Annotated in this window: 26 protein-coding genes; 15 read left to right on the top strand and 11 right to left on the bottom strand. The window is 72.3% G+C overall.

Annotated features, from left to right (window positions below; genetic code table 11):
* Positions 1 to 196: 196 nt before the first annotated feature.
* From IE108_RS12605 to IE108_RS12590, 4 genes are read left to right on the top strand one after another with little or no spacing between them, the layout of a single operon-like run.
* Positions 197 to 1177 carry a zinc ABC transporter substrate-binding protein gene (locus IE108_RS12605; protein WP_064727789.1) on the top strand — a complete coding sequence of 327 codons (981 nt, stop codon included), beginning with the start codon at positions 197 to 199 and terminating at the stop codon, positions 1175 to 1177.
* Positions 1178 to 1203: 26 nt separating this feature from the next.
* Positions 1204 to 1974 (top strand): metal ABC transporter ATP-binding protein, encoded by a 771-nt coding sequence (locus tag IE108_RS12600; RefSeq protein ID WP_064727790.1) that lies wholly within the window; start codon positions 1204 to 1206, stop codon positions 1972 to 1974.
* The gene (locus IE108_RS12595; RefSeq protein WP_064727791.1) at positions 1974 to 2876 is read left to right on the top strand and encodes a metal ABC transporter permease; all 903 of its coding nucleotides are present in this window, start codon (positions 1974 to 1976) and stop codon (positions 2874 to 2876) included. The genes IE108_RS12600 and IE108_RS12595 overlap by 1 nt, the downstream gene beginning before the upstream one ends.
* 60 nt (positions 2877 to 2936) lie before the next feature.
* Positions 2937 to 3356 (top strand): Fur family transcriptional regulator, encoded by a 420-nt coding sequence (locus IE108_RS12590; RefSeq protein ID WP_064727792.1) that lies wholly within the window; start codon positions 2937 to 2939, stop codon positions 3354 to 3356.
* Between the two features lie 74 nt (positions 3357 to 3430).
* Here the strand turns inward: IE108_RS12590 and IE108_RS12585 are convergent, their stop codons facing one another.
* Together IE108_RS12585 and recO are read right to left on the bottom strand one after the other, a co-directional pair.
* Positions 3431 to 4267: an isoprenyl transferase gene (locus IE108_RS12585; protein ID WP_064727793.1), complete on the bottom strand. Its 837-nt coding sequence runs from the start codon at positions 4265 to 4267 to the stop codon at positions 3431 to 3433.
* Between the two features lie 63 nt (positions 4268 to 4330).
* Positions 4331 to 5080 (bottom strand): DNA repair protein RecO, encoded by a 750-nt coding sequence (gene recO, locus IE108_RS12580; protein ID WP_064731742.1) that lies wholly within the window; start codon positions 5078 to 5080, stop codon positions 4331 to 4333.
* A gap of 238 nt (positions 5081 to 5318) precedes the next feature.
* Here recO and IE108_RS12575 point away from each other — a divergent pair, with 238 nt between their 5' ends.
* Both IE108_RS12575 and IE108_RS12570 read left to right on the top strand, forming a co-directional pair.
* Positions 5319 to 6041 (top strand): alpha/beta hydrolase family protein, encoded by a 723-nt coding sequence (locus IE108_RS12575; protein ID WP_064727794.1) that lies wholly within the window; start codon positions 5319 to 5321, stop codon positions 6039 to 6041.
* A 118-nt stretch (positions 6042 to 6159) separates the two neighbouring features.
* The gene (locus IE108_RS12570; RefSeq protein WP_064731743.1) at positions 6160 to 7653 is read left to right on the top strand and encodes an alpha/beta hydrolase; all 1494 of its coding nucleotides are present in this window, start codon (positions 6160 to 6162) and stop codon (positions 7651 to 7653) included.
* Between the two features lie 27 nt (positions 7654 to 7680).
* On the opposite strand, the gene IE108_RS12565 is transcribed toward IE108_RS12570, so the two are convergent.
* From IE108_RS12565 to IE108_RS12540, 6 genes are all read right to left on the bottom strand, one after another.
* Positions 7681 to 8796 (bottom strand): hypothetical protein, encoded by a 1116-nt coding sequence (locus IE108_RS12565; protein WP_064727795.1) that lies wholly within the window; start codon positions 8794 to 8796, stop codon positions 7681 to 7683.
* Positions 8797 to 8870: 74 nt separating this feature from the next.
* Positions 8871 to 9851 carry an SCO2521 family protein gene (locus IE108_RS12560; protein ID WP_064727796.1) on the bottom strand — a complete coding sequence of 327 codons (981 nt, stop codon included), beginning with the start codon at positions 9849 to 9851 and terminating at the stop codon, positions 8871 to 8873.
* 1 nt (position 9852) lies between these two features.
* Positions 9853 to 10818, bottom strand: coding sequence for an SCO2522 family protein (locus tag IE108_RS12555; RefSeq protein ID WP_064727797.1), 966 nt, complete (start codon positions 10816 to 10818; stop codon positions 9853 to 9855).
* A complete protein-coding gene (locus tag IE108_RS12550) occupies positions 10815 to 11732 on the bottom strand; it encodes an SCO2523 family variant P-loop protein (RefSeq protein ID WP_064727798.1) in 918 nt (305 codons plus the stop codon). The genes IE108_RS12555 and IE108_RS12550 overlap by 4 nt, the downstream gene beginning before the upstream one ends.
* A gap of 2 nt (positions 11733 to 11734) precedes the next feature.
* Complete coding sequence (locus tag IE108_RS12545) at positions 11735 to 13579, bottom strand: SCO2524 family protein (RefSeq protein WP_064727799.1); 1845 nt, start codon at positions 13577 to 13579, stop codon at positions 11735 to 11737.
* Positions 13580 to 13633: 54 nt separating this feature from the next.
* Positions 13634 to 14389, bottom strand: a complete 756-nt coding sequence (locus IE108_RS12540; RefSeq protein WP_226483718.1) for an SCO2525 family SAM-dependent methyltransferase — start codon at positions 14387 to 14389, stop codon at positions 13634 to 13636.
* 270 nt (positions 14390 to 14659) lie between these two features.
* On the opposite strand from IE108_RS12540, the gene IE108_RS12535 reads away from it, so the two are divergent.
* Positions 14660 to 15202, top strand: coding sequence for a GNAT family N-acetyltransferase (locus tag IE108_RS12535; protein ID WP_064727801.1), 543 nt, complete (start codon positions 14660 to 14662; stop codon positions 15200 to 15202).
* Positions 15203 to 15217: 15 nt separating this feature from the next.
* Here IE108_RS12535 and IE108_RS12530 read toward each other — a convergent pair whose 3' ends face one another.
* Both IE108_RS12530 and leuA read right to left on the bottom strand, forming a co-directional pair.
* On the bottom strand, positions 15218 to 15913 hold the full coding sequence (locus tag IE108_RS12530) for a TerB family tellurite resistance protein (protein ID WP_064727802.1): 696 nt from the start codon (positions 15911 to 15913) through the stop codon (positions 15218 to 15220).
* 184 nt (positions 15914 to 16097) lie between these two features.
* On the bottom strand, positions 16098 to 17819 hold the full coding sequence (gene leuA / locus IE108_RS12525; protein ID WP_064727803.1) for a 2-isopropylmalate synthase: 1722 nt from the start codon (positions 17817 to 17819) through the stop codon (positions 16098 to 16100).
* A 334-nt stretch (positions 17820 to 18153) separates the two neighbouring features.
* Between leuA and IE108_RS12520 the strand changes: the two genes are divergently transcribed.
* The 7 genes from IE108_RS12520 (at position 18154) to IE108_RS12490 (ending at position 24247) form a co-directional block, all read left to right on the top strand.
* The gene (locus IE108_RS12520; protein WP_064727804.1) at positions 18154 to 19224 is read left to right on the top strand and encodes a M4 family metallopeptidase; all 1071 of its coding nucleotides are present in this window, start codon (positions 18154 to 18156) and stop codon (positions 19222 to 19224) included.
* Between the two features lie 21 nt (positions 19225 to 19245).
* Positions 19246 to 19512 (top strand): protealysin inhibitor emfourin, encoded by a 267-nt coding sequence (locus IE108_RS12515; RefSeq protein WP_064727805.1) that lies wholly within the window; start codon positions 19246 to 19248, stop codon positions 19510 to 19512.
* A gap of 63 nt (positions 19513 to 19575) precedes the next feature.
* Positions 19576 to 20895, top strand: coding sequence for a GH1 family beta-glucosidase (locus IE108_RS12510; RefSeq protein WP_064727806.1), 1320 nt, complete (start codon positions 19576 to 19578; stop codon positions 20893 to 20895).
* A gap of 105 nt (positions 20896 to 21000) precedes the next feature.
* A complete protein-coding gene (locus tag IE108_RS12505) occupies positions 21001 to 22080 on the top strand; it encodes a PhoH family protein (protein ID WP_079163501.1) in 1080 nt (359 codons plus the stop codon).
* A gap of 12 nt (positions 22081 to 22092) precedes the next feature.
* Complete coding sequence (gene ybeY, locus IE108_RS12500; RefSeq protein ID WP_064727808.1) at positions 22093 to 22590, top strand: rRNA maturation RNase YbeY; 498 nt, start codon at positions 22093 to 22095, stop codon at positions 22588 to 22590.
* The gene (locus tag IE108_RS12495; RefSeq protein WP_064727809.1) at positions 22587 to 23891 is read left to right on the top strand and encodes a hemolysin family protein; all 1305 of its coding nucleotides are present in this window, start codon (positions 22587 to 22589) and stop codon (positions 23889 to 23891) included. The genes ybeY and IE108_RS12495 overlap by 4 nt, the downstream gene beginning before the upstream one ends.
* Entirely contained in the window at positions 23888 to 24247 is a 360-nt protein-coding gene (locus IE108_RS12490; RefSeq protein ID WP_064727810.1) for an MmcQ/YjbR family DNA-binding protein, read from the top strand. The genes IE108_RS12495 and IE108_RS12490 overlap by 4 nt, the downstream gene beginning before the upstream one ends.
* On the opposite strand, the gene IE108_RS12485 is transcribed toward IE108_RS12490, so the two are convergent.
* A complete protein-coding gene (locus tag IE108_RS12485) occupies positions 24209 to 25660 on the bottom strand; it encodes an MFS transporter (RefSeq protein WP_064727811.1) in 1452 nt (483 codons plus the stop codon). The genes IE108_RS12490 and IE108_RS12485 overlap by 39 nt on opposite strands.
* Before the next feature lie 94 nt (positions 25661 to 25754).
* Between IE108_RS12485 and IE108_RS12480 the strand changes: the two genes are divergently transcribed.
* Entirely contained in the window at positions 25755 to 26687 is a 933-nt protein-coding gene (locus IE108_RS12480; protein WP_064727812.1) for a helix-turn-helix transcriptional regulator, read from the top strand.
* The last annotated feature ends 13 nt before the right edge of the window (positions 26688 to 26700 follow it).

The following is a 26700-nucleotide window of genomic DNA, read 5'->3' as shown; positions in this document are numbered from 1 at the left end:
GACTGGTGCGGCGCGAAGCGCCTCGATGAGGGGTGGTGGTCGGGAGACGGGCGGGCGAAGCGAGATGCTTCCAGAGAATGCTTCAGGTTACCGGCGTGGACTGCCCCTCAACCAAATCGGGGCCCCACCGGATCCGCAGCCATCCGATCCGACCGTTTGTTGACAACCGTTTCCATATTTGTTGAAAATGAATCCCATGAACGTACGACGACGCCACATATCCGGCATAGCAGTCGCCGCGGCCGCCGCACTCGGCCTCGGCACCCTCTCCGCCTGCTCCAGCGACAGCTCGGCGGCGGGCAACACGGACAAGCTCGACGTCGTCGCGTCGTTCTACCCCATGCAGTACCTCGCCGAGGAGATCGGCGGCGACCATGTGAACGTCACCACTCTCACCGAGCCCGGCCAGGAGCCGCACGACCTGGAGCTGAGCGCCAGGCAGACCGCGCAGATGGGCGAGGCGGACGCGGTGCTCTACCTGAAGTCCCTCCAGCCCACCGTGGACGAGGCCGTCGCCCAGTCCGACGTGAAGACCAAGATCGACGCGGCCGGGCTGACCGAGCTGGAGGACCACGGCAGCGTCGAGCACGACCACGGCGCCGAGGGGCACTCCGGCGAGGAGCACGCCGAGGAGGGCCACTCCGAGGAGGGGGACGCCCTCGACCCGCACGTCTGGCTGGACCCGGTGAAGTACGCCGAGATCGCCGAGGGCGTCGCCGAGTCCTTCGAGAAGGCCGACCCGGACCACGCGGACGCCTACCGCGCCAACGCCGACGCCCTGGCCAAGAAGCTGGGCGACCTGGACACCGCCTTCAAGGACGGCCTGGCGGACACCGGCAGCAAGGTCTTCTTCACCAACCACGCCGCCTTCGGCTACCTCGCCGAGCGCTACGGCCTCACCCAGGAGGCCATCAACGGCCTCGACCCGGAGAGCGAGCCCAGCCCCGCCCGGATCAAGGAGCTGCAGGAGGAGGCCAGGGCCGACGGCGTCACCACCGTCTTCTACGAGACCCTGGTGTCCGACAAGACCGCCAGGACCCTCGCCAAGGACGCGGGCCTGAAGACCGACGTCCTGGACCCGCTGGAAGGCATCACGGACAAGTCGAAGGGCGACGACTACGTCGGCGTCATGGAGGCCAACCTCAAGGCGCTCCAGGCCGCCCTCGGCGCCAAGTGAGCGGACCGATCGTTACGGAGGGCATCGTGAGCGACGAGCCAGTCATTTCCCTGCGCGGCGTCCGCGCCGAGCTGGGCTCACGCCCCGTCCTGCGCGGCATCGACCTCACCGTGGGACGCGGTGAGGTCGTGGCGCTGCTGGGCGCCAACGGCTCGGGCAAGTCCACGGCCGTGCGCACGCTCATCGGCCAGGTGCCGGTGACGGCCGGGGCCGTCGAGCTGTTCGGCACCCCGCGCCGCCGCTTCCGCGACTGGGCGCGCGTGGGCTACGTCCCGCAGCGCACCACGGCCGCGGGCGGCGTCCCCGCCACGGTCACCGAGGTGGTCTCCTCCGGCCGGCTCTCGCGCGCCCGCCTGGGCATCCTGCGCAAGGCCGACCACGAGGCCGTACGCCGGGCCCTGGACCTGGTCGGCATGGCCGACCGCGCCAAGGACTCCGTGAACGCCCTCTCCGGCGGCCAGCACCAGCGGGTGCTGATCGCCCGCGCCCTGGCCGCCGAGCCCGAGCTGCTGATCATGGACGAGCCGATGGCGGGCGTCGACCTGGCCAGCCAGGAGGTGCTGGCCACCACCCTGCGCGCCCAGGTGGCCGCCGGCACCACCGTCCTGCTCGTCCTGCACGAGCTGGGCCCGCTGGAGCCCCTGATCGACCGCGCCGTGGTGCTCCGCGACGGCTGCGTGCTGCACGACGGTCCGCCGCCCGAGGCGGTCGGCCAGCACGCGCTGCCGGGCCACGACCACGTCCACCCGCACGCGCCGGCGGGCGCCGAACCGATCCGCACGGGACTGCTGAGCTGATGGAAATCCTGAACTACGCCTTCATGCAGCGGGCGCTCCTGGCGGCCGTCCTGGTCGGCGTCACCGCCCCCGCCATCGGCATCTACCTGGTCCAGCGCCGCCAGGCCCTGATGGGCGACGGCATCGGCCATGTCGCGATGACCGGCGTCGGCCTCGGCTTCCTGCTCTCCTGGTCGCCGGTGTGGATGGCGACCCTGGTCTCCGTCCTGGGCGCCGTGCTCATGGAGCTGATCCGCTGGTACGGCAAGACCCGCGGCGACGTCGCCCTCGCGATGCTCTTCTACGGCGGCATGGCCGGCGGCGTGATGTTCATCAACCTCGCGCCGGGCGGCTCCAACGCCAACCTCACCTCGTACCTCTTCGGCTCCCTGTCCACGGTCTCCGAGTCCGACGTGACGGCGATCTGCCTGCTGGCCGCGTTCGTGGTCCTGGTCACCCTCGGCCTGCGCCGCCAGCTCTTCGCGGTCAGCCAGGACGAGGAGTTCGCCCGGGTCACCGGCCTGCCGGTGCGCGCGCTGAACCTGCTGACGGCGGTCACCGCGGCCGTCACGGTGACCGTCGCGATGCGCGTCGTCGGGCTGCTGCTGGTGTCCGCGCTGATGGTGGTCCCGGTGGCCGCCGCACAGCAGCTCACCCGCTCCTTCGCCGCCACCTTCGCGGTGTCCGTCGCCATCGGCGTCGCCGTGACGCTCAGCGGCACGGTCACGTCGTACTACCAGGACGTGCCGCCGGGCGCGACGATCGTGCTGCTGACCATCGGCGCGTTCGTCCTGATGACCGTCCTGGCCGCGCCGCTGGCCCGGCGACGCGCGCGGGCGGCGTCCGCGGCGGGGCCGGCCGCCGATCCGGCGGAGTGCAGGGTTCCGGCCACTCGGGGGGCCGCCGACGACGCCGGTGTCTGACTGCCGCCGGGCCGGGCTGGCACAATGGCCCGGCAAGCCGCAGACGTGAGGAGGAATCCGGTGACCACCGCTGGACCGCCCGTGAAGGGCCGCGCCACCCGGCAGCGGGCCGCCGTGTCGGCGGCGCTGCAGGAGGTCGAGGAGTTCCGCAGCGCGCAGGAGCTCCACGACATGCTCAAGCACAAGGGCGACTCGGTCGGGCTCACCACCGTCTACCGCACCCTGCAGTCCCTCGCCGACGCCGGTGAGGTGGACGTGCTGCGCACCGCCGACGGCGAGTCCGTCTACCGCCGCTGCTCCACCGACGACCACCACCACCACCTGGTCTGCCGCACCTGCGGCAAGGCCGTCGAGGTCGAGGGCCCCGCGGTGGAGAAGTGGGCCGAGGCCATCGCCGCCGAGCACGGCTACGTCAACGTCGCCCACACCGTGGAGATCTTCGGCACCTGCGCCGACTGCGCGGCCGCCTCCCGGGGCTGAGCCGCCGGGTCCGGGGCCCGGCCCCGGACCCCTCTTGCGGGCCCGACGGCCTCGTCTCGAAACGCCGGACGGGCTCAGTTGCCTCCGCTGCGGCCCTCCATGGCCAGCAGCTCCTCGTTCGGGATGGCGCCGCCGAAGCGGCGGTCGCGGGAGGCGAACTCCAGGCAGGCCCGCCACAGGTCGCGCCGGTCGAAGTCCGGCCAGAGCACGTCCTGGAACACCATCTCGGCGTACGCGCTCTGCCAGAGCAGGTAGTTGGACGTGCGCTGCTCGCCGCTGGGCCGCAGGAACAGGTCCACGTCCGGCATGTCCGGGTAGTACAGGTACTTCGCGAGGGTCTTCTCGTTGACCTTCGACGGGTCGAGCCTCCCGGCCCGCACGTCCTCGGCGAGGGCCTGCGCGGCGTCCGCGATCTCGGCGCGGCCGCCGTAGTTCATGCAGAAGTACAGCGTCAGCCGGTCGTTGTCCTTGGTCTGCTCCTGGGCGACCTGGAGCTCCTTGGCCACGGACTTCCACAGCTTCGGCATCCGCCCCACCCAGCGCACGCGGATCCCCAGCTCGTCGAGCTGGTCGCGGGTCTTGCGGATGAAGTCCCGGTTGAAGTTCATCAGGAAGCGCACCTCGTCCGGCGACCGCTTCCAGTTCTCCGTGGAGAAGGCGTACAGGGAGATGTTCTTCACGCCCATCTCGATCGCACCCTGGAGCACGTCGAGCACCCGCTCGGCGCCGACCTTGTGCCCCTCGGTGCGCGGCAGGCCGCGCTCCTTGGCCCAGCGCCCGTTGCCGTCCATGACGATCGCCACATGCTCGGGGACCAGCTCGCCGAGGCCCGGGGGCCGTGCGCCGGACGGGTGCGGTTCCGGCGTCCTGTACTCCCGGCGCTGCCGCCCCAGGATCCCGCGTACCGCCATGTGTCTCTCGTCTCCTCGTAACGTGGTCTTACCGTGGTGCCGCCCCGGACTGCTCAGGGGCGCTCAGGACTTCTCTACGTACCGCAGCGAGCGCAGGCCCCGCTCCAGGTGCCAGTGCAGGTAGGCGGAGACCAGGCCGCTGCCCTCCCGGACGTACCGCGGCTCGCACGCGTCCGCGGTGCCCCAGTCTCCCGTGAGCAGCGCCCCGAGCAGTTCCAGGGCCTGGGGCGAGGGTACGACGCTGCCGGGCACCCGGCAGTCGCCGCAGACGGAGCCGCCCGAGCCGACCGAGAAGAACCGGTTCGGACCGGGCAGGCCGCACTTCGCGCAGTCCCCGAAGGTCGGCGCGTACCCGTTGACGGCCAGCGAGCGCAGGAGGAACGCGTCGAGCACCAGGTTCGGGGCGTGCTCGCCGCGGGCGAGGGTGCGCAGCGCGCCGACGAGCAGCAGGTACTGCTGCACGGCCGGCTCGCCCTCGTGGTCGGTGAACCGCTCGGCCGTCTCCAGCATGGCCGTGCCGGCGGTGTAGCGGGCGTAGTCGGTGACGATCCCGCCGCCGTACGGCGCGATGGTCTCGCTCTGCGTGCACAGCGGCAGCCCGCGCCCGACCAGCTCGCTGTTCCGGGCGAAGAACTGCACGTCCACGTGGGAGAACGGCTCCAGGCGGGCGCCGAACTTCGACTTGGTCCGCCGCACCCCGCGGGCCACGGCGCGTACGCGTCCGTGACCGCGCGTGAGCAGGGTGATGATCCGGTCCGCCTCACCCAGCTTCTGGGTGCGCAGCACGATGCCGTCGTCGCGGAACAGACTCATGCCGCCCATTCTCGCGCATGCCCCGGGGCGGCTCACCCCGCCTCGGGGCATCGGTGTGCGCCGCGGAAAACCCGTTGGCGGCCCGGTGGCATCCACTGCTAGCTTCTCGGTGGCCGTGCGACAGGACGAGGAGGTGGTACCCGTGGACGTTTCGACGTGGGTGCTCTCCTTCGGGGTCACGGTCGGGCGATAGGTCGTCCGGGAGCGCCGTTCAAGCGCACTCCCGAAAGGCACGACCATGCGTTTCACTTCCGAACGACGCCTCGACGACGGGGTCGTCGCCCGCGAGTTCACCCTCGGCGAGATCCCCGGCACCCTGTGGACGCCCGAGTCCGACGGCCAGGTCCCGCTGGTGCTGATGGCCCACAACAACGGCATGTCCAAGGCGGAGCCCCGGCTGGTGGCCCGCGCCGTGCACACCGCGGCGGCCGGCTACGCGGTGGCCTCCGTGGACGCCGCCGGGTGCGGTGACCGGCCCCGCTCCGCGGCCGACGAGCGGGCCCGCGCCGAGCTCCGCCGGGCGCTGCGGGACGGCGAGCCCGCCGACGAGGCCTTCGAGGCCCTCGTCGGCCCGCTGGTCGAGAACGCGGCCCCGGAGTGGCTCACCACCCTGGACGCCCTCCTGGAGCTGCCCGGCATCGGCGGCCCGGTCGGGTACTCGGGGTGGATGGCCCTCGGCATCCGCCTGGCGGCGGCCGACCAGCGGATCGCGGCGGCCGGCTTCTTCGCGGGCGGCTTCGTGCCCCGCGCCCAGCGGGAGCAGGCCCCGCGGGTCCGGGTGCCGCTGCTGCTCCTGCTGCAGTGGGACGACGAGGGCAACCCGCGCCGGCGCGCCCTCGACCTCTTCGACGCCTTCGGCAGCGAGGAGAAGACGCTGCACGCCAACATGGGCGGCCACACCGGCACCCCGTGGTTAGAGGTGGAGGACGGCGACCGGTTCTTCGGCCGGCACCTGAGGTGAGTCCGGGTACTGCCCGGGCGTCCCTCGCCCGGGCAGTACCCACCCTGGGGCAATCCCCCCTGCGCATAGGGATGTTGGCCGGATGGGAGCGCGCCGCGGGCTCCGCGAGGCTCTCCGCATGACACTGCGCAAGCGAACCGTCCGCAACGCCGCCGTCGTCGGCGTCTCCACCGCACTCCTCGGCATCACCGCGCCGGTCACCGCCTCCGCCGGGGCCGGGGTCCCGGCCGGGAGCCTCGCCTGGACGGAGTGCGAAGGTGCCGCCGACCCCCGTCAGCAGTGCGCCACGCTCCAGGTGCCCATGGACTACGCCGATCCCGGCGGCCCCCGTATCGGCATCGCCGTCTCGCGCATCCGGAGCGGGAACCCGGACGCCCGGCGCGGGACCCTGCTGCTCATCCCCGGCGGACCGGGCGGCTCCAGCCTGAACGACCCGTCCGGTAAGGGGCAGAAGCTGCCGCGGAGCGTCCGGGACGCCTACGACCTCGTCGGCTTCGCGCCGCGCGGGGTCGCCCCCTCCTCCTCCGTCGACTGCGGGCTGGAGACCGCCGACCTCGCCACCTCCAGACTCCGGCCCTGGCCCGCCCCCGACGGCTCGATCGACGGGAACCTCGACACCGCCCGGCGCGTCGCCGACGCCTGCGTCCGCGACGGCGGTGCGCTGATCCGGCACATCAGCACCGCCAACGAGGCCCGCGACATCGACCGCCTGCGGGCCGCGCTGGGCGAGCGCAGGCTCTCGGCGTGGGGGGTGTCGTACGGGACGTACGTCGGCGCGGTGTACGCGCAGCTCTTCCCGCACCGCACCGACCGCGTCGTGCTGGACAGCAACGACGACCCCGACCCCACCCGCGTCGCCCGCGCCTGGCTCGCCGGGCACGAGCAGGGCGTGGAGGACACCTTCCCGCACTTCGCGGCCTGGGCCTCGGCGCCGGGCAACCCGGACCGGGTGGCGGACCGGGCCGCCGACGTACGGCCGCTGTTCCTGCGGCTGGCCGCCCGGCTGGACCGCGCGCCGATCCCCTGGCCCGGGGCCAACCCCCAGGAGCTGAACGGCAACGTGCTGCGCCAGACGATGCTGGACAGCCTCTACCGGCCCGGCAGTTACCCCACGCTGGCCAGGCTGATGCGGGCGGCGCTGGAGGGCACCGTGCCCCCGGCGCCCCAGGGCCCGCCGGAGGCGGTGCTGCAGAACGTGACCGCCGTGGGCGTCGGGGCGCTCTGCAACGACGTGGCCTGGCCCACGTCACCCGCCGTGTACCGCAAGGACGTCGCCGAGAGCCGCGCCAAGTACCCGCTCACCGCCGGCATGCCCCGCAACGCGATGGTGTGCGCCGCCTGGCCGTACCCACCGCGCGAGGCGCCGGTGCGGATCACCGGCCGGGGGCCGTCCAACGTCCTGCTCGTCCAGAACGAACGGGACGTCGCCACCCCGCTCGCCGGCGCGCTGAGGATGCGCGAGGCGCTCGGCCGGCGCGCGGTGATGGTCACCGTGGACTCCACCGGCCACGACGCCTACCTCGCCAACGGCAACGCCTGCGGCGACCGGACCGTCTCCCGCTTCCTCGCGACCGGCGACCGGCCCGCGACCGACGTCTACTGCCGGGACTAGACGCCCGGCGTCACCGGGCCCGGCCGGTCAGGCCCGGTCGACCATCCAGTTGCCGTCCTCCTCGTCGTCGACGCGCACCTCCAGTTCGCGCAGGCCCATGCCCGCGTCCCAGAGTTCGCGGAAGCGCTTCAGGCGGTCCCGTACGTAGTCCTGGCGGGCGGTCAGGCGGGTGCGCACGTTGACGTCGCGCAGGTCCTGTTCGATCTCGAACGACACCTCCTCGTCGTAGAGGATGAAGTCGTTGGTGGTGCCGCGCTGGAGGTGCGGGGGCAGTTCCGGCAGGACCGCCACGCGTACGTCGATGCGCCGCAGTTCCTGCTCCTCGCACAGCCGCAGCAGCCGGTCGTCGAGTTCCCTGGCGCTCTCCAGCAGGAACAGGCGGCGCACCGAGACGCCCTGTTCGTCGATCGCCTCCTGCTGGGCGTCGAGGTAGCGGCCGGCCGGCTCGCTGCTCCAGAACTCCCGGTCGACGGAGGTGCTGGTGGCGCAGATGGACTGCTCGGCGGCCCGGGTGAGGGTGAGCATCCAGTCGTGGTTCTCGCCCGGGCACTCGGCGCTCAGGTTGGTGAGGTCCGCCATGTGGCCGACCACCCGGGACATCTCCAGGTGGACGAAGGTGTGCAGGATCGAGGGGCTCGGCAGCAGGACGTCGGCGAAGCCCTTGGCCAGGTCGGGCACGCTGTCGATGCGGACCGGGTCCAGCGGTGTCGCGGACTCGCCGGACCGGTGGTCGCCGTGGCTGACGTGCGTCTCGACGAGCTGTTTGACGTCTTCGGTGTGCCGGGTCAGACCGGACTTGAGTTCGTCGTCGTACTGGTTGAGCCCGTCCCGCAGCGCGGCGGTGTTCTCGGCGAGGGCGCTCTCCACCCGGCGGGTGTGCTCCTCCAGCCGCTCGTGCCCCGGGCGTGGCGCGAGGCCGAGGAGGTACTGGACGAGGAGGGCCGCGCCGGCGCAGAGGACGGCGGCCGCGAACACCCGCAGGGTGCCGTCGTCCGGGCTCAGCAGCGCGGTGACGCTCCAGAAGAGGGCGCCGACCACGAGCGCCACCAGCAGCATGCGCGCCCATGGGGACTCCCCTCTCGGGTCGGCCGGGCCCGGGGTGCGGGGCTTGTCGTCGGGTCGGGGTGTCTGTGCCGTGCTCATCTCGCTTCTCCCCCCGTTGGGATGCGCGGGTCGGATCGGGGTGCGGGGATGTGCGTGGGAGGCGCTGGGCCCGCTCAGGGGGCCGGCTCCACCTCCCGGTGGGGTGCGGGGATGGCGTGCAGGGTGAGCTGGTCGCGGATGCGCTGCACCAGGGCCTGCCACTGCCGGGTGAAGCCGGGGCGCTCTTCCAGCGGGTCCCACAGCGGGGCCAGTTCGCGGGTCACCCGGGCTCCCGGCATCCACAGGTGCAGCAGGTGGTCCACGGCGGGGCGCAGCGCCCTGACGACGGCCCCGGTGTCCTCGGCGCCGGACGCGCCGAGCCGGATGCCGTCGAGCATGCGGACGACGGTGGTGAGCAGCCAGTCGTGCAGGGCGAGGTCGTCGCAGAGGGCGGCGAGGCCGGCGCCGTCGGTGTCCTCGGGGATCCGCAGGCGTACGGTGCGCAGCTCGTCCTCGGCGAGGGTGAACCGTTCGAGCGAGGGGCCCTCGCCCGGTTCGGCGGGCAGGGCGACCCAGCGCAGCCTGGTGGGCCGGGAGCGGAAGGGCGGGCGCTGGTCGAGCAGCGGGTGGCGCAGCAGCCGGGTGAGCAGACCGTCGGCGACCAGGCCGACGTCGAGGTCGCCGTGGCGTCCGCCGCCGAGCACGCCCTCGGCCACCGCGTCCCGCGGGAGCCGGCCGAGCGGTTCGACCACGCCGGGCCGCACCAGGTACTCGCCCCAGGGGCGCCGCTGGTCGGGGCCGGCGGCGGGGAGGCGGCAGTGCGCTGAGGTCTGGAGGACCCGCCCCTCGGTGAGCGCGGCGTGCGCGGTGACGGTGCCCACCGCGCGGATCCGGGCGCCGTTGGCGCTGGGCAGCGGGCAGTCGACGCCGGTGAGGGTGTCGGGGGAACGCGCGTAGAGGCCCGGGCGCTCGGAGAGGAGGACCCGTTCGTCGGCGCGCAGGCCGAGGAGCTGGGCGGCGGAGCGGATGTCGAGGGCCTGCCGGGCGGGCAGCAGGCAGGTGCGGATCTCGCCGCAGGCGAGGACGGCGGGCGGGGTGCTCTGCCGCGGCGCCATCTCAGGGCCCCGCGTAGAAGACGTAGGAGACGCGGTCGGCGACCGAGTCCGGGACGGCCGTGCGCTCCTTCCCGGATCGCTCGGCGACCTGCGCCAGCGCCCCCGGGTCGACCTCGATCTGGTCGAGGACGACGCGCACCGCGTGCTCGACGGGGAGGAAGCGGTTGGGCACGATCGAGCAGGTCCGGTAGGCGGAGAAGGGGTCGGCGCGCGGGTTGAGCCGGACCAGGGAGGGCAGGTCGTCCCAGTCGTCGGGGAAGCCGGTGCCGGTGTGCTGCTGCGGGACGAGGACGGCCTCGCCGGCGTCGCGGAGCAGTCCGAGGCGGGCCAGCTGCCACACGGCGGCGAGGAAGGGGCAGGACCAGGTGCGGTGCCCGTCGGCGTCGTCGTTCCAGAGTTCGGTGTCGAGGAAGACGGAGTGGCGGCGGGCGGCGGTCTCCCGGGGCGGCTGCCAGGGGGCGGCCCGCTTCATCGCCTGCGGTGCGCGGGCGACGGGGGCGCGTTCGCCGTTGGCGAGCCAGCCGGTGCGCGCGGTCGGCGGGCGCCCGCCGTGGCTGCCGGGGACGGGCGACTCGACGATGCGGCCGGCCACGGCCTCCGCGACGGGCGTCTTGCCGGTGACGGCGCAGCCGGACTCGCGGGCGAGGTAGTCGACGGTGAGCCCGGCCCGCTCGGCCTCCGCGAGGAGCATGGGGACGACCTCGGCCGGGGTGGCGAACCGGGTGAAGTAGTCGTCGACGAGGAAGCAGGTGCTGATCCGGGCGCGCCTGCCGCCGGCCCGGGCGACGGCGGCGGCCCGTGCCGCCTCCGCCCAGGGCCGCACCTCCTCGAAGTGCCGGCGCAGCCGTCCGGGGCCGGCCTCGAAGTCCTCCATGTAGAGGTGGCCCAGTTCCAGGGAGAGATGGGCCAGCGGCACCGACTGGGTGCGCGGCTCGGCGGCGGTCTCGCGGAACACGGCGTCGCTCACGGCCGCCCCCAGTGCGTGTCGTCCGTCAGGCGCCGGGCGATCTCCTCCAGCGCTTCCAGGGTCTCCTTGTTCGCTATCTGGGTGGAGAGCACGTCCTCCTCGGTGATCAGCTGCTCGCGCCACTGGAGTATGGGCTCCAGCGGTACGACGCCGAGGACGACGCTGTCGCCGATGCGGTGCTCGGCGGCGAGCCGGCGCAGCGCCTCGTCGCAGGCCTGCATCCAGGCCGCCTGGGCGGGTGAGCCCTGGGACCACAGCGGGGACTCGGGGTCGGGCACCGCGGCGCGCACGAAGCGGACGGCGGCGCGCAGGGTGTCCTCGTCGTGACCGCGGTCGACGCCGCCGCCGATGATGCCGTGCTCGGCGTGGACGAGTCCGGAGGCGGCGATCACGTGCTGGCGGGTCCAGCGGTGGAAGACCAGCCAGCGGAAGGGGACGTTGCGCATCCGCGGGTGGGCGGTGGCGGCGAGCACCATGTCGACGGCGTAGCTGCGGCCGGCGCTGAGGTCGACGACGGTGACGTCGAACTCGCCGTTGAGCTTGAGCAGCAGGTCGATGCAGCGCTCCAGCGCCTCCTCGCCGGTGGCGAACTCGCCGCCGCCCGCGTCGCCGGGGAACAGCACCAGGCGGCCTGACTGGTTGGGCCGGGCGCGCAGCAGGGGGTGCTCGGTCTGCCGCCAGACGTCGATGCGGGCCGGTTCGGCCGTCTCGCCCTCCAGGTAGGAGTGGAGGCCGTGCTCCGCGGTGCCGCGCATGGCGCCGGGCACGTCGAAGACGGCGGCGGCGGTGGGCGATCCGAAGTCGAAGTCGACGTAGGCCACGTGGTCGCCGGTGAGGGCGCGCTGGTAGGCGAGGTTGGCGCTGGTGACCGAGCGACCCGTGCCCCCTTTGTCGGAGGCGGCGAAGACGAGCACGCTCACACCTCCTGGGCGGCGGCGCCCCGGGCCTGGGCCAGGGTGTCGAGTTCCTGGAGCACGGGCAGGGCCAGGGCGAAGGCGGTGGCGGGCCGTTCGTCGACCAGGCTGCGGGCGTGGTCGAGGCGGCTCTCGATGCTCCGCATGGCGCGGGCCCTGCTTCCGTCGGCGGCGGCGGACGCCTCCAGCTGCTCCTTGCCGAACAGGTGGGTGGCCTCGCTGAGCAGTTCGCGGGCCAGCTCGGCCAGTTCGGGGCTGCGGATGGGCTGCTGCTCGTACAGGATGCGGGCGGCGACGAGGCATTCGGTGACGCGCTCGGTGATGCTCCAGGACATCCGCAGCCCGGCCTCGTGGGCCTCGGGGAAGACGGCCTGGACGTTGTCCCAGAGGCCGGCGCCCTCGTCCTCGTCGATGCGGCGGGACCACAGGTGCTCGAAGGCCTGCTCGGCCAGGCGCAGCAGCCGGTCCTGGGCGCCGATGTTCCGGGAGAGTTCGGCGAGCTGGATGATCCGCTTGAGGAGCTGTGCGGAGAAGTCCGTCATCCGCCACAGCAGTTGGCCGCCGGAGCGCTCGGATCCGGCGAGCGGCATGGTGACGCCGGGCGTGTGCAGCAGGATGGTGGGGTCGTTCCTGGTCATTCTGCTGGTGACCCTGCCGCGGTCGGCGAGGCGCTCCATGATGGCGACGGTGCGGGTGAGGTCGTCGTCGGTCGCCTTCCGGCGGACCAGGTCGTGGACGACGATGGCCGCGACGGTCAGGGAGAAGTACTCGGACTCCAGGCGCAGTCCGGTGGTCTGCCAGGGCAGGTCCTCCAGGGGCCAGCGCTCGCTGCCGAACCGCGCGATCGCGGACCAGTACTGCTGGCTCAGTTCCCAGCGCAGGCGCAGCATCTCGGCGAGCTTCTGCTGGTCCTCGTCGAGCAGGCCGAGGGTGAGGGTGCGCTCGGAGAAGAGGTCCTGGATGCCGTCGAGGGCGGTGACGGTGAAGTACACGTAGGGCAGCCGGTCGGCGATGCCGTCGGGCTGGCCGGGTACGGGCAGGCTCAGGTCGGTGATCTTGGGCGCGTCCTTGACGATGCCCCAGGCCCAGCCGCACTCGAAGAGCTGGCTCTCGTCGCGGATGCCCTCGTCGACCTGGATGCCCCTGGAGATGCTCTCGATGATGGTGGCGCGCAGCGGGCGTAACCGCCTGGAGAACTGCTGGAGGACGAGGCGGTCGGACTGCCCGCCCTGTCCGATGACCTCGATCAGCCGGCTGCCCTGCTCGGACTCGGCGTCGAAGACGTTGACGGTGAAGGAGCGCAGCAGGCTGACCATCGCGGAGGTCAGCCGGGTGTTGGTGGCGTCCCGCAGCTCGGCGATGGCCCTGCGCACCTCGGGGCGGGTGGTGGTGCCCTCGTAGATCTTGAGGAAGCCGAGGGTGGCGAGGCAGAGCGTGACCGACATGGAGTAGGAGTCGACCACGCCGAGCTGGTGCTGCTCGTGGGTGATCTGGCCGCCGGGCTCCGCGGGCCGGAAGTAGTGGCCGCCGGAGAAGGTGGGGCTGTCGTCGGTGCCCGTGTGGGTGCGCATGAACTGGGTCAGCGCGGTGATCAGGTTGGGCGGGATCTCCAGGCGGCTGCCGACGCGGTCGAGGGCGCGCAGGACGTCACGCTCGGTGGTGTCGGGCTGGTCGAGGCGGAAGGCGGGGACCTCGGTGGCCGGGTAGAGGATGCACAGCAGGCGTTCGGCGTCGGCGACGCTGCTCAGCCCGTCGGTGTCCCCCCGGACGAGCTTCCCGTCGTCGAACGAGTGACGGGCCATGGCCTGCCAGATGTCCAGCAGGTGCTGGCGTGGCTTGATCTGCATCCCCGCACCCCTCGTACAGATCTCGTTGCCCTGTGTTGAGCATGGTCCCCGTTCCTACGGGGTGGCAATCTCCGAATCGCGCCGTCCCAGGGCGAGGAGCATTCCCTCGTGTCCGGGCCGCACCATGTGGTGCAGATCGTGGATCTCCAGCTCCCGGGTGAACGGGGCCAGGCTCTCCCGGACCCGGTCCTCGTTGACCCGGTAGGCCGGGTAGTCGTGGGCGCCGACGCGGTAGCCCACGGACTCCTTCATGAAGGCGGCGGCGAACGGGGCCCCGTCACCGAGCGCGTTCATGAAGCAGCGCACGCCGCGCCGGAACTCCTCCGGGCACTCGGACATCGAGTCGGCGACGAAGAACATGGTCCCGAGGCCCCAGCGGCGGTGGCCGTGCTCCAGGTCGAACAGGTTGCCGCGCTCCACCCGGACGATCTCGCCGGCCAGCTCCCTGGGCTCCACGGCGCGGTAGGCGGGGGCCTCGCACAGCTCGTTCCAGAACGGGTCCCAGGCGGTGTCGTACCCGCCCGGGGAGACCTGCTTCTCCAGGTACTCGACGTTCGGGTGCGCGTACTCCAGCAGCAGGACCTTGTCGCACCAGGGCAGCATGGAGAGCGCGGGGTAGAGGTTGGCGCCGGCGCCGACGTCGATGCCGCGGACCGGGTGCGGGGTGTCGGCGAAGCAGCGGGTGAAGTGGTCGCGCATCAGCCGGACGATGAGGAGGTCGACCTCCAGCGGCGTCCGGTAGTTGTCGTCGACGTACGCCTCCGGATCGAACTTCGACCACGGTGCGTCGGCGTTGCGATCCATAGTCATCCTGCCGCGTTCCATTCGATTCCGGACAAACCCCAGTGTTGTGCACGGTAGGGCACCGGGACACAGCGAGACAGCAGGGAACTCGCCACTCCGCATCCGCCGGGCGCACGTCGGGCGCATGGTCGCACGCCCGAACTCGCCCTTGCACGGCCGAAGTTGGAGGCTCACTCTAGCCAGAAGTAGTCACCGGCCGCCACACGAAGCGCCATTCCTTCGAGTGGGCCTCCGGTGGCGAGGAGTTGACGTCCGCACGTGCTGACTGGGGGCTGCATGACCGCCGAACCGCTGGAACGTTCCCTCGACCGCCACGACCTGCTCCCGGGGGCCGCCGACGGCCCGGACGGCCCACCACTGGACCTGCGCACCGCCCGGGAGTCCGATCTGCCCGAACTGCGGCGGCTCGACGAGGAGGTCTTCCAGGAGTTCGCCTATCCCGGCTTCCTGTTGCGCCAGCTCTTCGACATGTACGAGGAGCACTTCCTGGTGCTCGACGACGGCACGGGCCGGCTGCGCGGCTACGTGCTGGCCGCCACCCGGGCACTCGGCACGGACAGCTGGATACTCGGCCTGGGCGTGACCCCGGACCGGCGCAGGCACGGCCTGGGTACGGAGCTGATGACGGAGGTCCTGACCCGGTTGCGCCGGGACGGCATCGACGTCGTGCGGCTGACCGTGGAGCCCGCCAACCTGGCGGCGATCTTCCTCTACCGCTCCCTGGGCTTCCGCCCGGAGGAGCCCGACGGAGGCCTGCGCCAGGACTACTTCGGGCCCGGCATGCACCGGCAGATCATGCGGCTGGACCTCACCGGCTAGCGCGCGGCCGCCCGCTCAGGAAGGCGTGCCCGCCGATTCCAGGAGGCGGGTGACGTCGTCGGAGCAGAGGGTCAGGGCCGCGCCGACCGTCGCGAGGGCGTCGCGTTCGGCGGGGGTGTAGGGGCCGTCGGCGAGGGCGATGCGGGCGCCCTGGAGCAGGATCGACTCGCGTCCGACGGCGGCGAGGTGCGGGGCCAGCGGGTCCAGCGCCTCGTGCAGTTCGATCGCGAGGCCCGGCACGCAGGGTTCGCCGTGCACCCGGCCGGTGTCCGCCTCCAGGGCCTCGACCAGAGCGTTCAACTGGTCCTCGGTGCAGTCCTCGAAGCCGGCCGCGCGCACCGCGACGGCCGCCGCCTCCAGCGAGGGGCGCGCACAGGCGCCGCCCGCGGCGAGGACGGCGAGGGCGACGGTGTGGACGGCGTCGCGGAGCATCGCCGAGAAGCGGGTGGTGGTGGGGTGGTCGAGGACCTCGGTGCCGTAGTGGCGGCGGCAGGCCGCGCACTCGACGGTGGGCGCGGACTCGCCCCGCGGCAGCAGGGGCACGCCGAGCAGGGTGAAGCGGCGCCGTCCGGCGAGCCGCTGGTAGTTGCGGTCGCCGCCGCAGCCGGGGCAGAAGAACTCGCCGTCGCCGACCGGCGTCCACGCGGTGCGGGTGCCCAGGATGCGTGGCAGCCCGGCAGCTCGGCCGTTTCGTCCCCGTCCAGGCAGCACGTCGCACCTCCGTAACGGCGCGACAGCATCGTCGCGCTGGCGTGATGTTAGCCACATCACCGACGCGGAGTCAGTACCCGGGACGAGACCTTTCCGTGACCTCCACAGATATATGGCCGGTATATGACGGGGCCCCGCCCGCCGTCGCGCGGCGAGCGGGGCCCCGAACCACCGATTCGGCTGGTCAGCGAGTTGCGCGGTTGACGGCGGAGACGACGGCCTTCAGCGAGGCGCGCGTGGTGTTCGCGTCGATTCCGATGCCCCACAGCACCTTGTCGCCGATGGCGCACTCGATGTACGAGGCGGCCTGCGCGGAGGCGCCCTCGCTCATCGTGTGTTCCTGGTAGTCCAGCAGCCGTACGTCGACGCCGACGCCCTGCAGCGCGTGGAAGAACGCCGAGATCGGTCCGTTGCCGGTGCCGACCAGGGTGGTCTCGGCGCCGTCGACGGTCGCCTCGACGGTGAGGGTGTCGACGCCGTCCCGGTCGGTCGTGGTCTGCCCGTTGGCGACCTGGATGCGGCCCCAGGGGTTGTCCGGGTTGGGCAGGTACTCGTCCTGGAAGACCTCCCAGATCGCCTTGGGCGTGATCTCGCCGCCCTCGGCGTCCGTCTTGGCCTGGATGGTCTTGGAGAACTCGATCTGCATCCGGCGGGGCAGGTCCAGGCTGTGGTCGTTCTTCAGGACGTAGGCGATGCCGCCCTTGCCGGACTGCGAGTTGACGCGGATGACCGCCTCGTAGGAGCGGCCGACGTCCTTCGGGTCGATGGGCAGGTACGGGACGGCCCACTCGATGTCGTCGACGGTGACGCCCTTCGCGGCGGCGTCGGCCTCCATCGCGTCGAAGCCCTTCTTGATGGCGTCCTGGTGGGAGCCGGAGAAGGACGTGTAGACCAGGTCGCCCGCGTAGGGGTGGCGCGGGTGGACCTCCATCTGGTTGCAGTACTCCCACGTGCGGCGGATCTCGTCGATGTCGGAGAAGTCGATCTGCGGGTCGACGCCCTGGGAGAAGAGGTTCATGCCCAGGGTGACCAGGTCGACGTTGCCGGTGCGCTCGCCCTGTCCGAACAGGCAGCCCTCGACGCGGTCGGCGCCGGCCATCAGGGCCAGCTCGGCCGCCGCGACCGCCGTACCGCGGTCGTTGTGCGGGTGGACGGACAGCACCACGTGCTCGCGGCGGGAGAGGTTGCGGTGCATCCACTCGAAGCGGTCCGCGTGCGTGGAGGGCGTCGAACGCTCCACGGTGGCGGGCAGGTTGAGGATGATCTCGCGGCCGGGACCGGGCTGGTAGGTGTCCATCACCGCCTCGCAGACCTCCAGGGCGAAGTCCAGCTCGGTGTCGGTGAAGATCTCCGGCGAGTACTGGTAGCCGAACTCCGTCTCGGGGCCCAGCAGTTTGTCGGCGTACTCCATGACCAGCCGGGTGCCGTCCACGGCGATCTGCTTGATGTCGTCGCGGGAGCCGCGGAAGACGACGCGGCGGAAGACCGGCGCGGTCGCGTTGTACAGGTGGACGGTGGCCCGCCTGGCGCCCTTCAGGGACTCCACCGTGCGCTCGATCAGGTCCTCGCGGGCCTGGGTCAGTACGGAGATCGTGACGTCGTCCGGGATGGCGTCCGGGTCCTCGATGATGGAGCGCACGAAGTCGAAGTCGGTCTGGCCGGAGGCCGGGAAGCCGACCTCGATCTCCTTGTAGCCCATCTTGACCAGCAGGTCGAACATCGCGCGCTTGCGGGCGGGCGACATGGGGTCGATCAGCGCCTGGTTGCCGTCGCGCAGGTCGGTGGAGAGCCAGCGGGGGGCGGCGGTGATCCGCCGGTCCGGCCAGGTGCGGTCGGGGATGTCGACCTGCTCGTAGCCGCGGTACTTGACTGTCGGCATGGGGCTGGGCTGCTGGCGGTTGGCCATGATGGCGTGGGCTCCTCGTGAGTTCCGCGGTGTCCGCGTGGTCCGGAAGGACGGCCGACGGCACCACCAAGCTCCGCGGGGAGGGAGTCGGCCTCCTACAGGCCCTCGCCGCGGCAGCTAAGGAGAAGCAGCCCGAAACGCATGATGCCCAGCACCATAGCCGAGTCACGCCGGTCACGCGGGTCCGTATCAGTATGCGGGACCGTGGAGGGAACCGGGACAAAAAGTGCCGTATACCACTTCTCGCCGGTCGCGGGGTCTCCTTGGTCCCGCTTTTCACCAATCGTGGTTGCGGGTGGTGACACCGTCGTCACGCAGTGCGAAGGTGCCGGACATGACGACCCACGGGGGCTTCGAGCCCGTCTTCTGCACCATCGTGCCGCCCCACGTCCTCGACCGGCTGGCGCAGCACGCCGACCCGGTGCTGGCCGGGCCCGCCCGCCGCACCCTCCAGCGCGACGCGTTCGAGCGCACCCACCGGCGGCTGACCACGGTCATCGGCGCCGCCACGGTCGCCCCGCGGGCCGGCGCCGAGGCCGGGAAGCCGCACCGGACCGTCTACGACGCCCGGCACGGCACCGAACTGCCCGGCAGGAAGGTGCGCACCGAGGGCGAGGAGCCCGGCCGGGACGCCACCGTGAACCGCGCCTACGCGGGCCTGGGCGCCACCTTCGAGCACTTCCTGGAGGTGTACCGGCGCGACTCGGTCGACGGCGCCGGGCTGCCGCTGGACGCCACCGTGCACTACGACCGCGAGTACAACAACGCGTTCTGGAACGGCGAGCAGATGGTCTTCGGCGACGGGGACGGGGAGATCTTCCTCGACTTCACCGTCGCCCTGGACGTGATCGGCCACGAGCTGACCCACGGCGTCACCCAGCACACCGCCAACCTGACCTACTACGGCCAGCCGGGCGCGCTGAACGAGTCGGTGTCCGACGTCTTCGGCTCCCTCGTCAAGCAGTACTCGCTCGGCCAGACCGCCGCCGAGGCCGACTGGCTGATCGGCGCCGGGCTGCTGGCCCCGCGCGTGACGGGCGTGGCGCTGCGCTCCATGAAGGCGCCGGGCACGGCGTACGACGACGACGTGCTCGGCAAGGACCCGCAGCCCGCGACGATGGACGACTTCGTGCGCACCGGCCGCGACAACGGCGGCGTGCACATCAACTCGGGCATCCCCAACCACGCCTTCCACCTGCTGGCCACCGCGCTCGGCGGGCACGCCTGGGAGCGGGCCGGGCAGATCTGGTACGACGTGCTGACCGGCGGCGAGCTGGCGCAGGACGCGCTGTTCGCGGACTTCGCGGCGCTCACCCTGAAGGCGGCCCGGGAGCGCTACGGCGACGGGGAGGAGCTGGAGGCGGTGGGCAAGGCCTGGGAGCGGGTCGGGGTGCGCACGCCGTAGTTCCGTACTAGACACGGTTCCATGCGGATTCAGGTGAGGCGCACAGGAGGCTTCGCGGGCATCGAACGCCACGCGGAGGTCGACACGGCGGAGCGCCCCGACGCGGGCGAGTGGCAGGCGCTGGCCGAGCGGGCCTGCGCCGACGGCCGGGACACGCCTCCGGTCGGCGTACCGGACGGGTTCAGCTACCAGATCACCGTGGACGGGAGGACGGTGTACGCCGCCGACCCCCGGCTGACGGACGAGCAGCGCAGGCTGATCTCCCGGGTGCTGAAGGAGGGCGCGTAGCCGCAACGGCCCTGTGGTGCACGGACGTTGACTTCCCTCGCGGGCGGTGCGGATGATCCGCGCATGGCGACGAACCCGGTACCGCGGTTCCCGGACGGCTTCCTGTGGGGCGTGTCGACCTCGGCGCACCAGATCGAGGGCGCGGCCCACCTGCGCGAGCGCTCGGTGTGGGACGACTTCACGGACCTGCCGGGGCGGGTGAAGGACGGTTCGACGGCCGCGGTGGCCTGCGACCACTACCACCGCCACCGCGAGGACGTGGCGCTGCTGGCGGACCTCGGCGTGGACGCGTACCGCTTCTCGGTCTCCTGGCCCCGGGTGAACTCCCCCGGCGGCCTCGGCTTCTACGACCGCCTGGTGGACGACCTGTGCGCGGCGGGCGTGCGGCCGGTGCCGACGCTCTTCCACTGGGACCTGCCGGCCGGCCTGGACTGGCTGGAGCGGGACACGGCGTCCCGGTTCGCCGAGTACGTGTCCGTCGTCGCGGCGCGGCTCGGCGACCGGGTGGGCAAGTGGATCACCCTCAACGAGCCTGCCGAGCACACCCTGCTCGGCCACGCCCTCGGCACCCACGCCCCCGGCCGCGAGCTGCTCTTCGACGCGCTGCCGGTCGCCCACCACCAGCTCCTCGCACACGGTCTGGCGGTGCGGGCGCTGCGCGCGGCGGGCGCCACCGACGTCGGCATCGCCAACTCGCACGGCCCCACCTGGCCCGCCTCCGAGGACCCGGCCGACCGGGAGGCGGCGGAGCTGTACGACGTCCTGCTGAACCGGATGTTCAGCGACCCGCTGCTGACCGGGCGGTACCCGGAGGGGATCGGCGAGCTGATGCCCGGGGACGTGGCGGCGGACCTGGAGGCCGTCGCGGAGCCGCTGGACTTCTACGGGGTGAACTACTACGCGCCGGCCCGGGTCGGCGCCCCGCTGGAGTCCGGGAGCGCGGCCGGCGGGGTGGCCCTCCCGGCCGGGCTGCCCTTCTCCCTGCGCCCGGTCGAGGGGCGGCCGCTGACCGACTTCGGCTGGCCGGTCGTCCCGGAGGGGCTGACGGAACTGCTCACCGGCCTGCGCGAGCGCTACGGCGACCGGCTCCCGCCCGTGGTCGTCACCGAGAACGGCTGCTCCTACGAGGGCCTGGACGACCGGGACCGCATCGCCTACCTGGACGGGCACGTCCGTGCGCTGCACCGGGCCGCCGAGGCGGGCGTGGACGTGCGCGGCTACTTCGTCTGGTCGCTGCTGGACAACTTCGAGTGGGCCGAGGGGTACGCCCGCCGGTTCGGACTGGTCCATGTGGACTTCACGACGCTGGCGCGCACGCCCAAGGCGTCGTACGGGTGGTTCCGGGACCTGGTCGCGCGCCAGCACGGGGCCGCGGTCGGATAAACCCCTCGGTGCTGTCGGCGGGGAGTCGTACGCTGGAGGCAGCAGACACACCCGTCACGCGGCACACGCCGCAGAGGAGGACGAGCAGGCCTAGAGCGCCGGCCCATGACTCAGACACCCTCAGCCCACACCCCCGCGCAGGGGCAGGCGAGAGCACAGATCAGCGTCCCCGCCCAGCACCCCATGGTGACCGTCCTGGGCTCCGGAGACTCCCTCCTGCGCGTGATCGAGAAGGCCTTCCCGGCGGCCGACATCCATGTCCGGGGCAATGAGATCAGCGCCGTGGGCGACACCCACGAGGTGGCTCTCATTCAGCGTGTTTTCGACGAGATGATGCTGGTGCTCCGCACGGGGCAGCCGATGACGGAGGACGCAGTGGAACGCTCGATCGCCATGCTCAAGGCGAGCGAGAACGGGGAGAGCGACGGCCAGGAGACCCCGGCCGAGGTGCTCACGCAGAACATCCTGTCCTCGCGCGGCCGCACCATCCGCCCCAAGACGCTGAACCAGAAGCGGTACGTCGACGCGATCGACAAGCACACCATCGTCTTCGGCATCGGCCCGGCGGGCACCGGCAAGACCTACCTGGCGATGGCGAAGGCCGTGCAGGCCCTCCAGTCCAAGCAGGTCAACCGGATCATCCTGACCCGCCCGGCGGTCGAGGCCGGCGAGCGGCTCGGCTTCCTGCCGGGCACGCTCTACGAGAAGATCGACCCGTATCTGCGCCCGCTGTACGACGCGCTGCACGACATGCTCGACCCCGACTCGATCCCGCGCCTGATGGCGGCCGGGACGATCGAGGTCGCCCCGCTGGCGTACATGCGCGGCCGCACGCTGAACGACGCGTTCATCATCCTGGACGAGGCCCAGAACACGAGCCCCGAGCAGATGAAGATGTTCCTCACCCGCCTCGGCTTCGAGTCGAAGATCGTGATCACGGGTGACGTGACGCAGGTCGACCTGCCCGGCGGCACCAAGTCGGGTCTGCGGCAGGTCCAGGAGATCCTGGACGGCGTCGAGGACGTGCACTTCTCCCGGCTCACGTCGCAGGACGTGGTCCGGCACAAGCTGGTGGGCCGTATCGTCGACGCCTACGAGTTGTACGACAGCAGGAACGGCACCGAGAACGGCGCCCACAAGGGCGGCCGCGCTCCGAGCAACGGTGCCAAGGCCAAGGGGAAGTAGACCAGCACGACCATGTCGATCGACGTCAACAACGAGTCCGGAACCGAGGTCGACGAGCAGGCGATCCTCGACATCGCCCGCTACGCGCTCGCACGGATGCGCATCCACCCGCTCTCCGAGCTGTCGGTGATCGTCGTGGACGCCGGCGCCATGGAGCAGCTGCACATCCAGTGGATGGACCTGCCCGGTCCCACCGACGTGATGTCCTTCCCGATGGACGAGCTGCGGCCGCCCGCCAAGGACGAGGACGAGCCGCCGCAGGGGCTGCTGGGTGACATCGTGCTCTGCCCGGAGGTCGCCGAGAAACAGGGCACCGACGCGCCGACGCAGCACTCCATGGACGAGGAGCTCCAGCTCCTGACCGTCCACGGGGTGCTGCACCTGCTGGGGTACGACCACGAGGAGCCGGACGAGAAGGCCGAGATGTTCGGTCTCCAGGCCGCCATCGTGGACGGCTGGCGCGCGGAGCGGGGCCTGACCGGCCCGTCTCCGGCCCCGACCGTCTCATGAGCCTCCCCCTGGTCGCGGGCGCCGTCGCCCTGGTCGTGGTCGCCTGGCTCGCCGCCTGCGCGGAGGCGGGCCTCGCCCGGGTCTCCAGCTTCCGCGCCGAGGAGGCGGTACGGTCCGGGCGGCGCGGCGGGGAGAAGCTCGCCAAGGTCGCCGGGGATCCGACGCGCTATCTCAACGTGGCGCTGCTGGTCCGGGTCGCCTGCGAGATGGCGGCCGCCGCGCTGGTGGCGTACGCGTGCCTCAAGGAGTTCGCCAACACCACCGAGGCCCTGCTCATCGCCATCGCGGTGATGGTGCTCGTCTCCTACGTCGCCGTCGGGGTCTCGCCGCGCACCATCGGCCGCCAGCACCCGCTGAACACGGCGACGGCGGCGGCGTACGTGCTGGTGCCGCTGGCCCGGATCATGGGCCCGATCCCGTCGCTGCTGATCCTCATCGGCAACGCGCTCACCCCCGGCAAGGGCTTCCGCCGCGGGCCGTTCGCCTCCGAGGCGGAGCTGCGCGCGCTGGTCGACTACGCCGAGAAGGAGTCGCTGATCGAGGCCGAGGAGCGCCGCATGGTGCACTCGGTGTTCGAGCTGGGCGACACCCTGGTCCGCGAGGTCATGGTGCCGCGCACCGACCTCGTGGTCATCGAGCGCTACAAGACCATCCGGCAGGCGCTCACCCTCGCCCTGCGCTCGGGTTTCTCCCGGATCCCGGTCACCGGGGACAGCGAGGACGACATCGTCGGCATCGTGTACCTGAAGGACCTGGTCCGGCGCACGCACATCAGCCGGGAGGCGGAGAGCGACCTGGTCTCCACCGCGATGCGCCCGGCGGCCTTCGTGCCCGACACCAAGAACGCCGGCGACCTGCTGCGCGAGATGCAGAAGGAGCGCAGCCACGTCGCCGTCGTCATCGACGAGTACGGCGGCACGGCCGGCATCGTCACCATCGAGGACATCCTGGAGGAGATCGTCGGCGAGATCACCGACGAGTACGACCGGGAGCTGCCGCCGGTCGAGGAGCTGGGCCAGGACCGCTACCGGGTCACCGCGCGCCTCGACATCGGCGACCTGGGCGAGCTGTACGGGCTGGACGCCTTCGACGACGAGGACGTGGAGACCGTGGGCGGTCTGCTGGCCAAGGCGCTGGGCCGGGTGCCGATCGCCGGTGCCTCCTCGATCGTGGAGCTGCCCGACGGCCGCGAGCTGCGGCTGACCGCGGAGGCCGCGGCGGGCCGCCGGAACAAGATCGTGACCGTGCTGGCGGAGCCGGTGGCCGCGGCCCGGGCCCCGGAGGAGGCGGTGCCGGAGTGAGCCCCGAGGACCTGCGCGACCTCTGCCTGGCCTTCAACGCCTCGGTGGAGGACTTCCCCTTCAACCCGGAGACCTCGGTCTTCAAGGTGCTGGGGAAGATGTTCGCGCTGTCCTCGCTGGACGGGCGCCCGCTCACGGTCAACCTCAAGTGCGACCCGGACGACGCGATCCGGCTACGCGGCGAGTACCCGGGGCTGGTGGTCCCCGGCTGGCACATGAACAAGCGGCACTGGAACACGGTGACCGCCGACGGCGGGCTCCCGGACCGCGTCGTCCGGGAGCTGGTCGAGGACTCGTACGACCTCGTGGTCGCCGGTCTACCGCGCGCCGACCGCCTCCGCCTCGACCGCCCCTGAGCCGGAGGTCCGGCGGGTCCGGAGCCCGGCCGCGACCAGCACCGCCGCCGCCAGCACGATCGCCGCGTCCAGCAGCAGCACCGCGTGCACGCCGGACCGCAGGTCCGCCGAGGTGGTGGCCAGGACGCCCAGCAGCGGGATGCCGACGGTGATGCCCACCTGCTGCGTGGAGGTGACCAGGCCGGTCGCCAGGCCCTGCTCCTCGTCGGGGACGCCCGAGGTGACGGTCAGGCCGTAGGAGATGATCGCGCCCAGGTGGCACATGCTGGCCAGGGACACGGCGGCGGTGGCGAGGACCACCGACCAGGAGCCCTCCCCCAGTGCCAGCAGGGGCAGCCCCAGCAGGCCCTGCCCGGCGAGCGAGCCGGCCAGGGTGCGCCGGGCGCCGAAGCGGTTGATGACGCGCGGGGCGTACGAGCCGGCCACCACCGACAGGACGCCCTGCACCCCGAAGACAAGGCCGGTCTCGAAGGCGGTCAGCCCCAGGACCTCCTGGAGGTACAGGGTGAGGACGAAGATCACCGTCGACATCATCGAGAAGGTGACCAGCCCGCCCAGGTTGCCCCACGCCACCGTGCGGCGGCGCAGCATCGGCAGCGAGACGAGGGGTGCCGCGCTGCGGGACTCGACGGCCACGAAGGCGGCCAGGAGCAGCAGCCCCGCGACGAGGGTGACGAGGACGTCGGGGCGGCCGAAGCCGTGCTCGGCGGCCGTGGACAGGGAGTAGATCAGGGACAGCAGTCCGCCGGTGACGGTGACCGCGCCGGGGACGTCCAGGCGGGGGCGGTCCGGGGTGCGGGACTCGGGGAGCAGGCCGGGGGCGAGCGGCAGCACGATCAGGGCGAAGACGGCGAGCAGTCCCATCGTGGAGCGCCAGCTCAGCAGGTCGGTCAGCACGCCCCCGGCCACCATGCCGACGGTGAAGCCGAGCGAGAGCAGGGTGCCGGAGATGCCGAGGGCGCGTGCGCGCGCGGGCCCCTCCGGGAAGGTGGTCGTCAGCAGGGACATGCCGGTGGGGACGATGGCCGCCGCGCCGAGCCCCTGGAGGGCGCGTCCGGCGAGGAAGGAGGCGGGGTCCCAGGCGAAGGTCGCCAGCAGCGAGGCGGCGCCGAAGAGCGCGAGGCCGGCGAGGAAGAGCCGGCGGCGGCCGTACAGGTCGCCGACGCGGCCGAAGAGCAGCAGGAACCCGCCGGACGGCAGCGCGAACGCGGTGACGGCCCACTGGAGGGCGGAGGGGCTCATGCCGAGGTCCGCGCCGAGGACGGGCAGGGCCACGTTCAGGACGGAGAAGTCGAGCGCGACCATGAACTGGGCCGCGCAGAGCACGAAGAGGACGAGCCGGTCGCGGGACGAGAGCCGGGCGGCCGCGGCTCGCTGGGCCGCGGGAGTCGTCGGGGTGGTGTCGATCGCCATGGCAAGCAGCCTGCGGGCACCGGAATAGGCGTGGGGAGCGGCCAGTTGTCCTGGTGGTGGCACCACCAGCTTGGCCACGGGGGGAGAGTGGGGAATGCCGGACGTGATCGCGCGGCCCGAGGCGGGGTCGGGCCGGGGCAGGCGCCGCGGTGAGCTGCGGGAGTTCCTGATGAGCCGGCGGGCCCGGGTCTCCCCGGCCGAGGCGGGCCTGCCGGACGGCGGGGCGCGGCGCCGGACGCCGGGGCTGCGCCGCGAGGAGGTGGCGGTGCTCGCCGGGGTGGGCGCCTCCTGGTACCAGTGGCTGGAACAGGGCCGGGACATCTCCGTCTCGCCACAGGTCCTGGACGCGGTCGGCAGGGTGCTGCGGCTCAGCAACGCCGAGCGACGCCATCTGTACGTGCTGGCCGGGCTGAACCCGCCCGCCGCCGAGGTGGAGCCGGCGAAGCGGGACATGTGCGAGGGGCTGCGCCGGCTGATCGACACGTGGATGCCGTACCCCGCGCACATCATGGACCGGTACTACAACTGCGTCATGTTCAACGACGCGGCGGGCGCGGTGCTGGGCATGCGGCCGGAGACCACGTGGAACTGCGTCGTCGACTTCTTCACCGACCCGCTCTACCGGGCCCGCTCCCGCAGCTGGCGGGAGAACGCGCGCACGGTCGTCGCCCAGTTCCGCGCCGCCTGCGCGGCCTCGCCGGACGACGAGGGGTTCCAGCAGGTGCTGGCCGAGCTGACGGCGGCCAGTGACGAGTTCGCGGCGCTGTGGGCGGAGCGGGACATCGAGGACGCCGGGCAGATCCGCAAGGAGCTGGAGCATCCGCTGGTCGGGCTGCTCAGCCTGGAGTCGACCGCGCTGAAGGTGCCCGCGCGGCCCGATCTGACGATCGTGCTGCACACGCCGCTGGACGAGGCGAACACCGCGGCCAAGCTGGAGTGGCTGGCCTCGCCGGAGGGCAGGCGCGGGGCGATGTACCCGGTGGCGGGGGGAGCGGACGGGGCGGCGGGGCCGCTCATGGCCGGATGACCGGGCTACGTAT

The sequence above is a fragment of the Streptomyces parvulus genome (assembly GCF_014648855.1).
GTDB lineage: Bacteria > Actinomycetota > Actinomycetes > Streptomycetales > Streptomycetaceae > Streptomyces > Streptomyces parvulus.
This window is presented reverse-complemented; position numbering and strand designations above follow the sequence as displayed.

Bases quoted from the DNA above. Each gene is read 5' to 3' on its own strand.
- IE108_RS12560 (WP_064727796.1), bottom strand. From the start codon at position 9,851: ATGGCGCCGCGGCAGAGCACCCCGCCCGCCGTCCTCGCCTGCGGCGAG.
- IE108_RS12520 (WP_064727804.1), top strand. From the start codon at position 18,154: ATGACGACCCACGGGGGCTTCGAGCCCGTCTTCTGCACCATCGTGCCG.
- IE108_RS12505 (WP_079163501.1), top strand. From the start codon at position 21,001: ATGACTCAGACACCCTCAGCCCACACCCCCGCGCAGGGGCAGGCGAGA.
- leuA (WP_064727803.1), bottom strand. From the start codon at position 17,819: ATGGCCAACCGCCAGCAGCCCAGCCCCATGCCGACAGTCAAGTACCGC.
- IE108_RS12495 (WP_064727809.1), top strand. From the start codon at position 22,587: ATGAGCCTCCCCCTGGTCGCGGGCGCCGTCGCCCTGGTCGTGGTCGCC.
- IE108_RS12565 (WP_064727795.1), bottom strand. From the start codon at position 8,796: ATGAGCACGGCACAGACACCCCGACCCGACGACAAGCCCCGCACCCCG.
- IE108_RS12575 (WP_064727794.1), top strand. From the start codon at position 5,319: ATGCGTTTCACTTCCGAACGACGCCTCGACGACGGGGTCGTCGCCCGC.
- IE108_RS12570 (WP_064731743.1), top strand. From the start codon at position 6,160: ATGACACTGCGCAAGCGAACCGTCCGCAACGCCGCCGTCGTCGGCGTC.
- IE108_RS12585 (WP_064727793.1), bottom strand. From the start codon at position 4,267: ATGGCGGTACGCGGGATCCTGGGGCGGCAGCGCCGGGAGTACAGGACG.
- IE108_RS12515 (WP_064727805.1), top strand. From the start codon at position 19,246: ATGCGGATTCAGGTGAGGCGCACAGGAGGCTTCGCGGGCATCGAACGC.
- IE108_RS12545 (WP_064727799.1), bottom strand. From the start codon at position 13,579: ATGCAGATCAAGCCACGCCAGCACCTGCTGGACATCTGGCAGGCCATG.
- IE108_RS12595 (WP_064727791.1), top strand. From the start codon at position 1,974: ATGGAAATCCTGAACTACGCCTTCATGCAGCGGGCGCTCCTGGCGGCC.
- IE108_RS12480 (WP_064727812.1), top strand. From the start codon at position 25,755: ATGCCGGACGTGATCGCGCGGCCCGAGGCGGGGTCGGGCCGGGGCAGG.
- ybeY (WP_064727808.1), top strand. From the start codon at position 22,093: ATGTCGATCGACGTCAACAACGAGTCCGGAACCGAGGTCGACGAGCAG.
- IE108_RS12535 (WP_064727801.1), top strand. From the start codon at position 14,660: ATGACCGCCGAACCGCTGGAACGTTCCCTCGACCGCCACGACCTGCTC.
- IE108_RS12510 (WP_064727806.1), top strand. From the start codon at position 19,576: ATGGCGACGAACCCGGTACCGCGGTTCCCGGACGGCTTCCTGTGGGGC.
- IE108_RS12605 (WP_064727789.1), top strand. From the start codon at position 197: ATGAACGTACGACGACGCCACATATCCGGCATAGCAGTCGCCGCGGCC.
- IE108_RS12485 (WP_064727811.1), bottom strand. From the start codon at position 25,660: ATGGCGATCGACACCACCCCGACGACTCCCGCGGCCCAGCGAGCCGCG.
- IE108_RS12540 (WP_226483718.1), bottom strand. From the start codon at position 14,389: ATGACTATGGATCGCAACGCCGACGCACCGTGGTCGAAGTTCGATCCG.
- recO (WP_064731742.1), bottom strand. From the start codon at position 5,080: ATGAGTCTGTTCCGCGACGACGGCATCGTGCTGCGCACCCAGAAGCTG.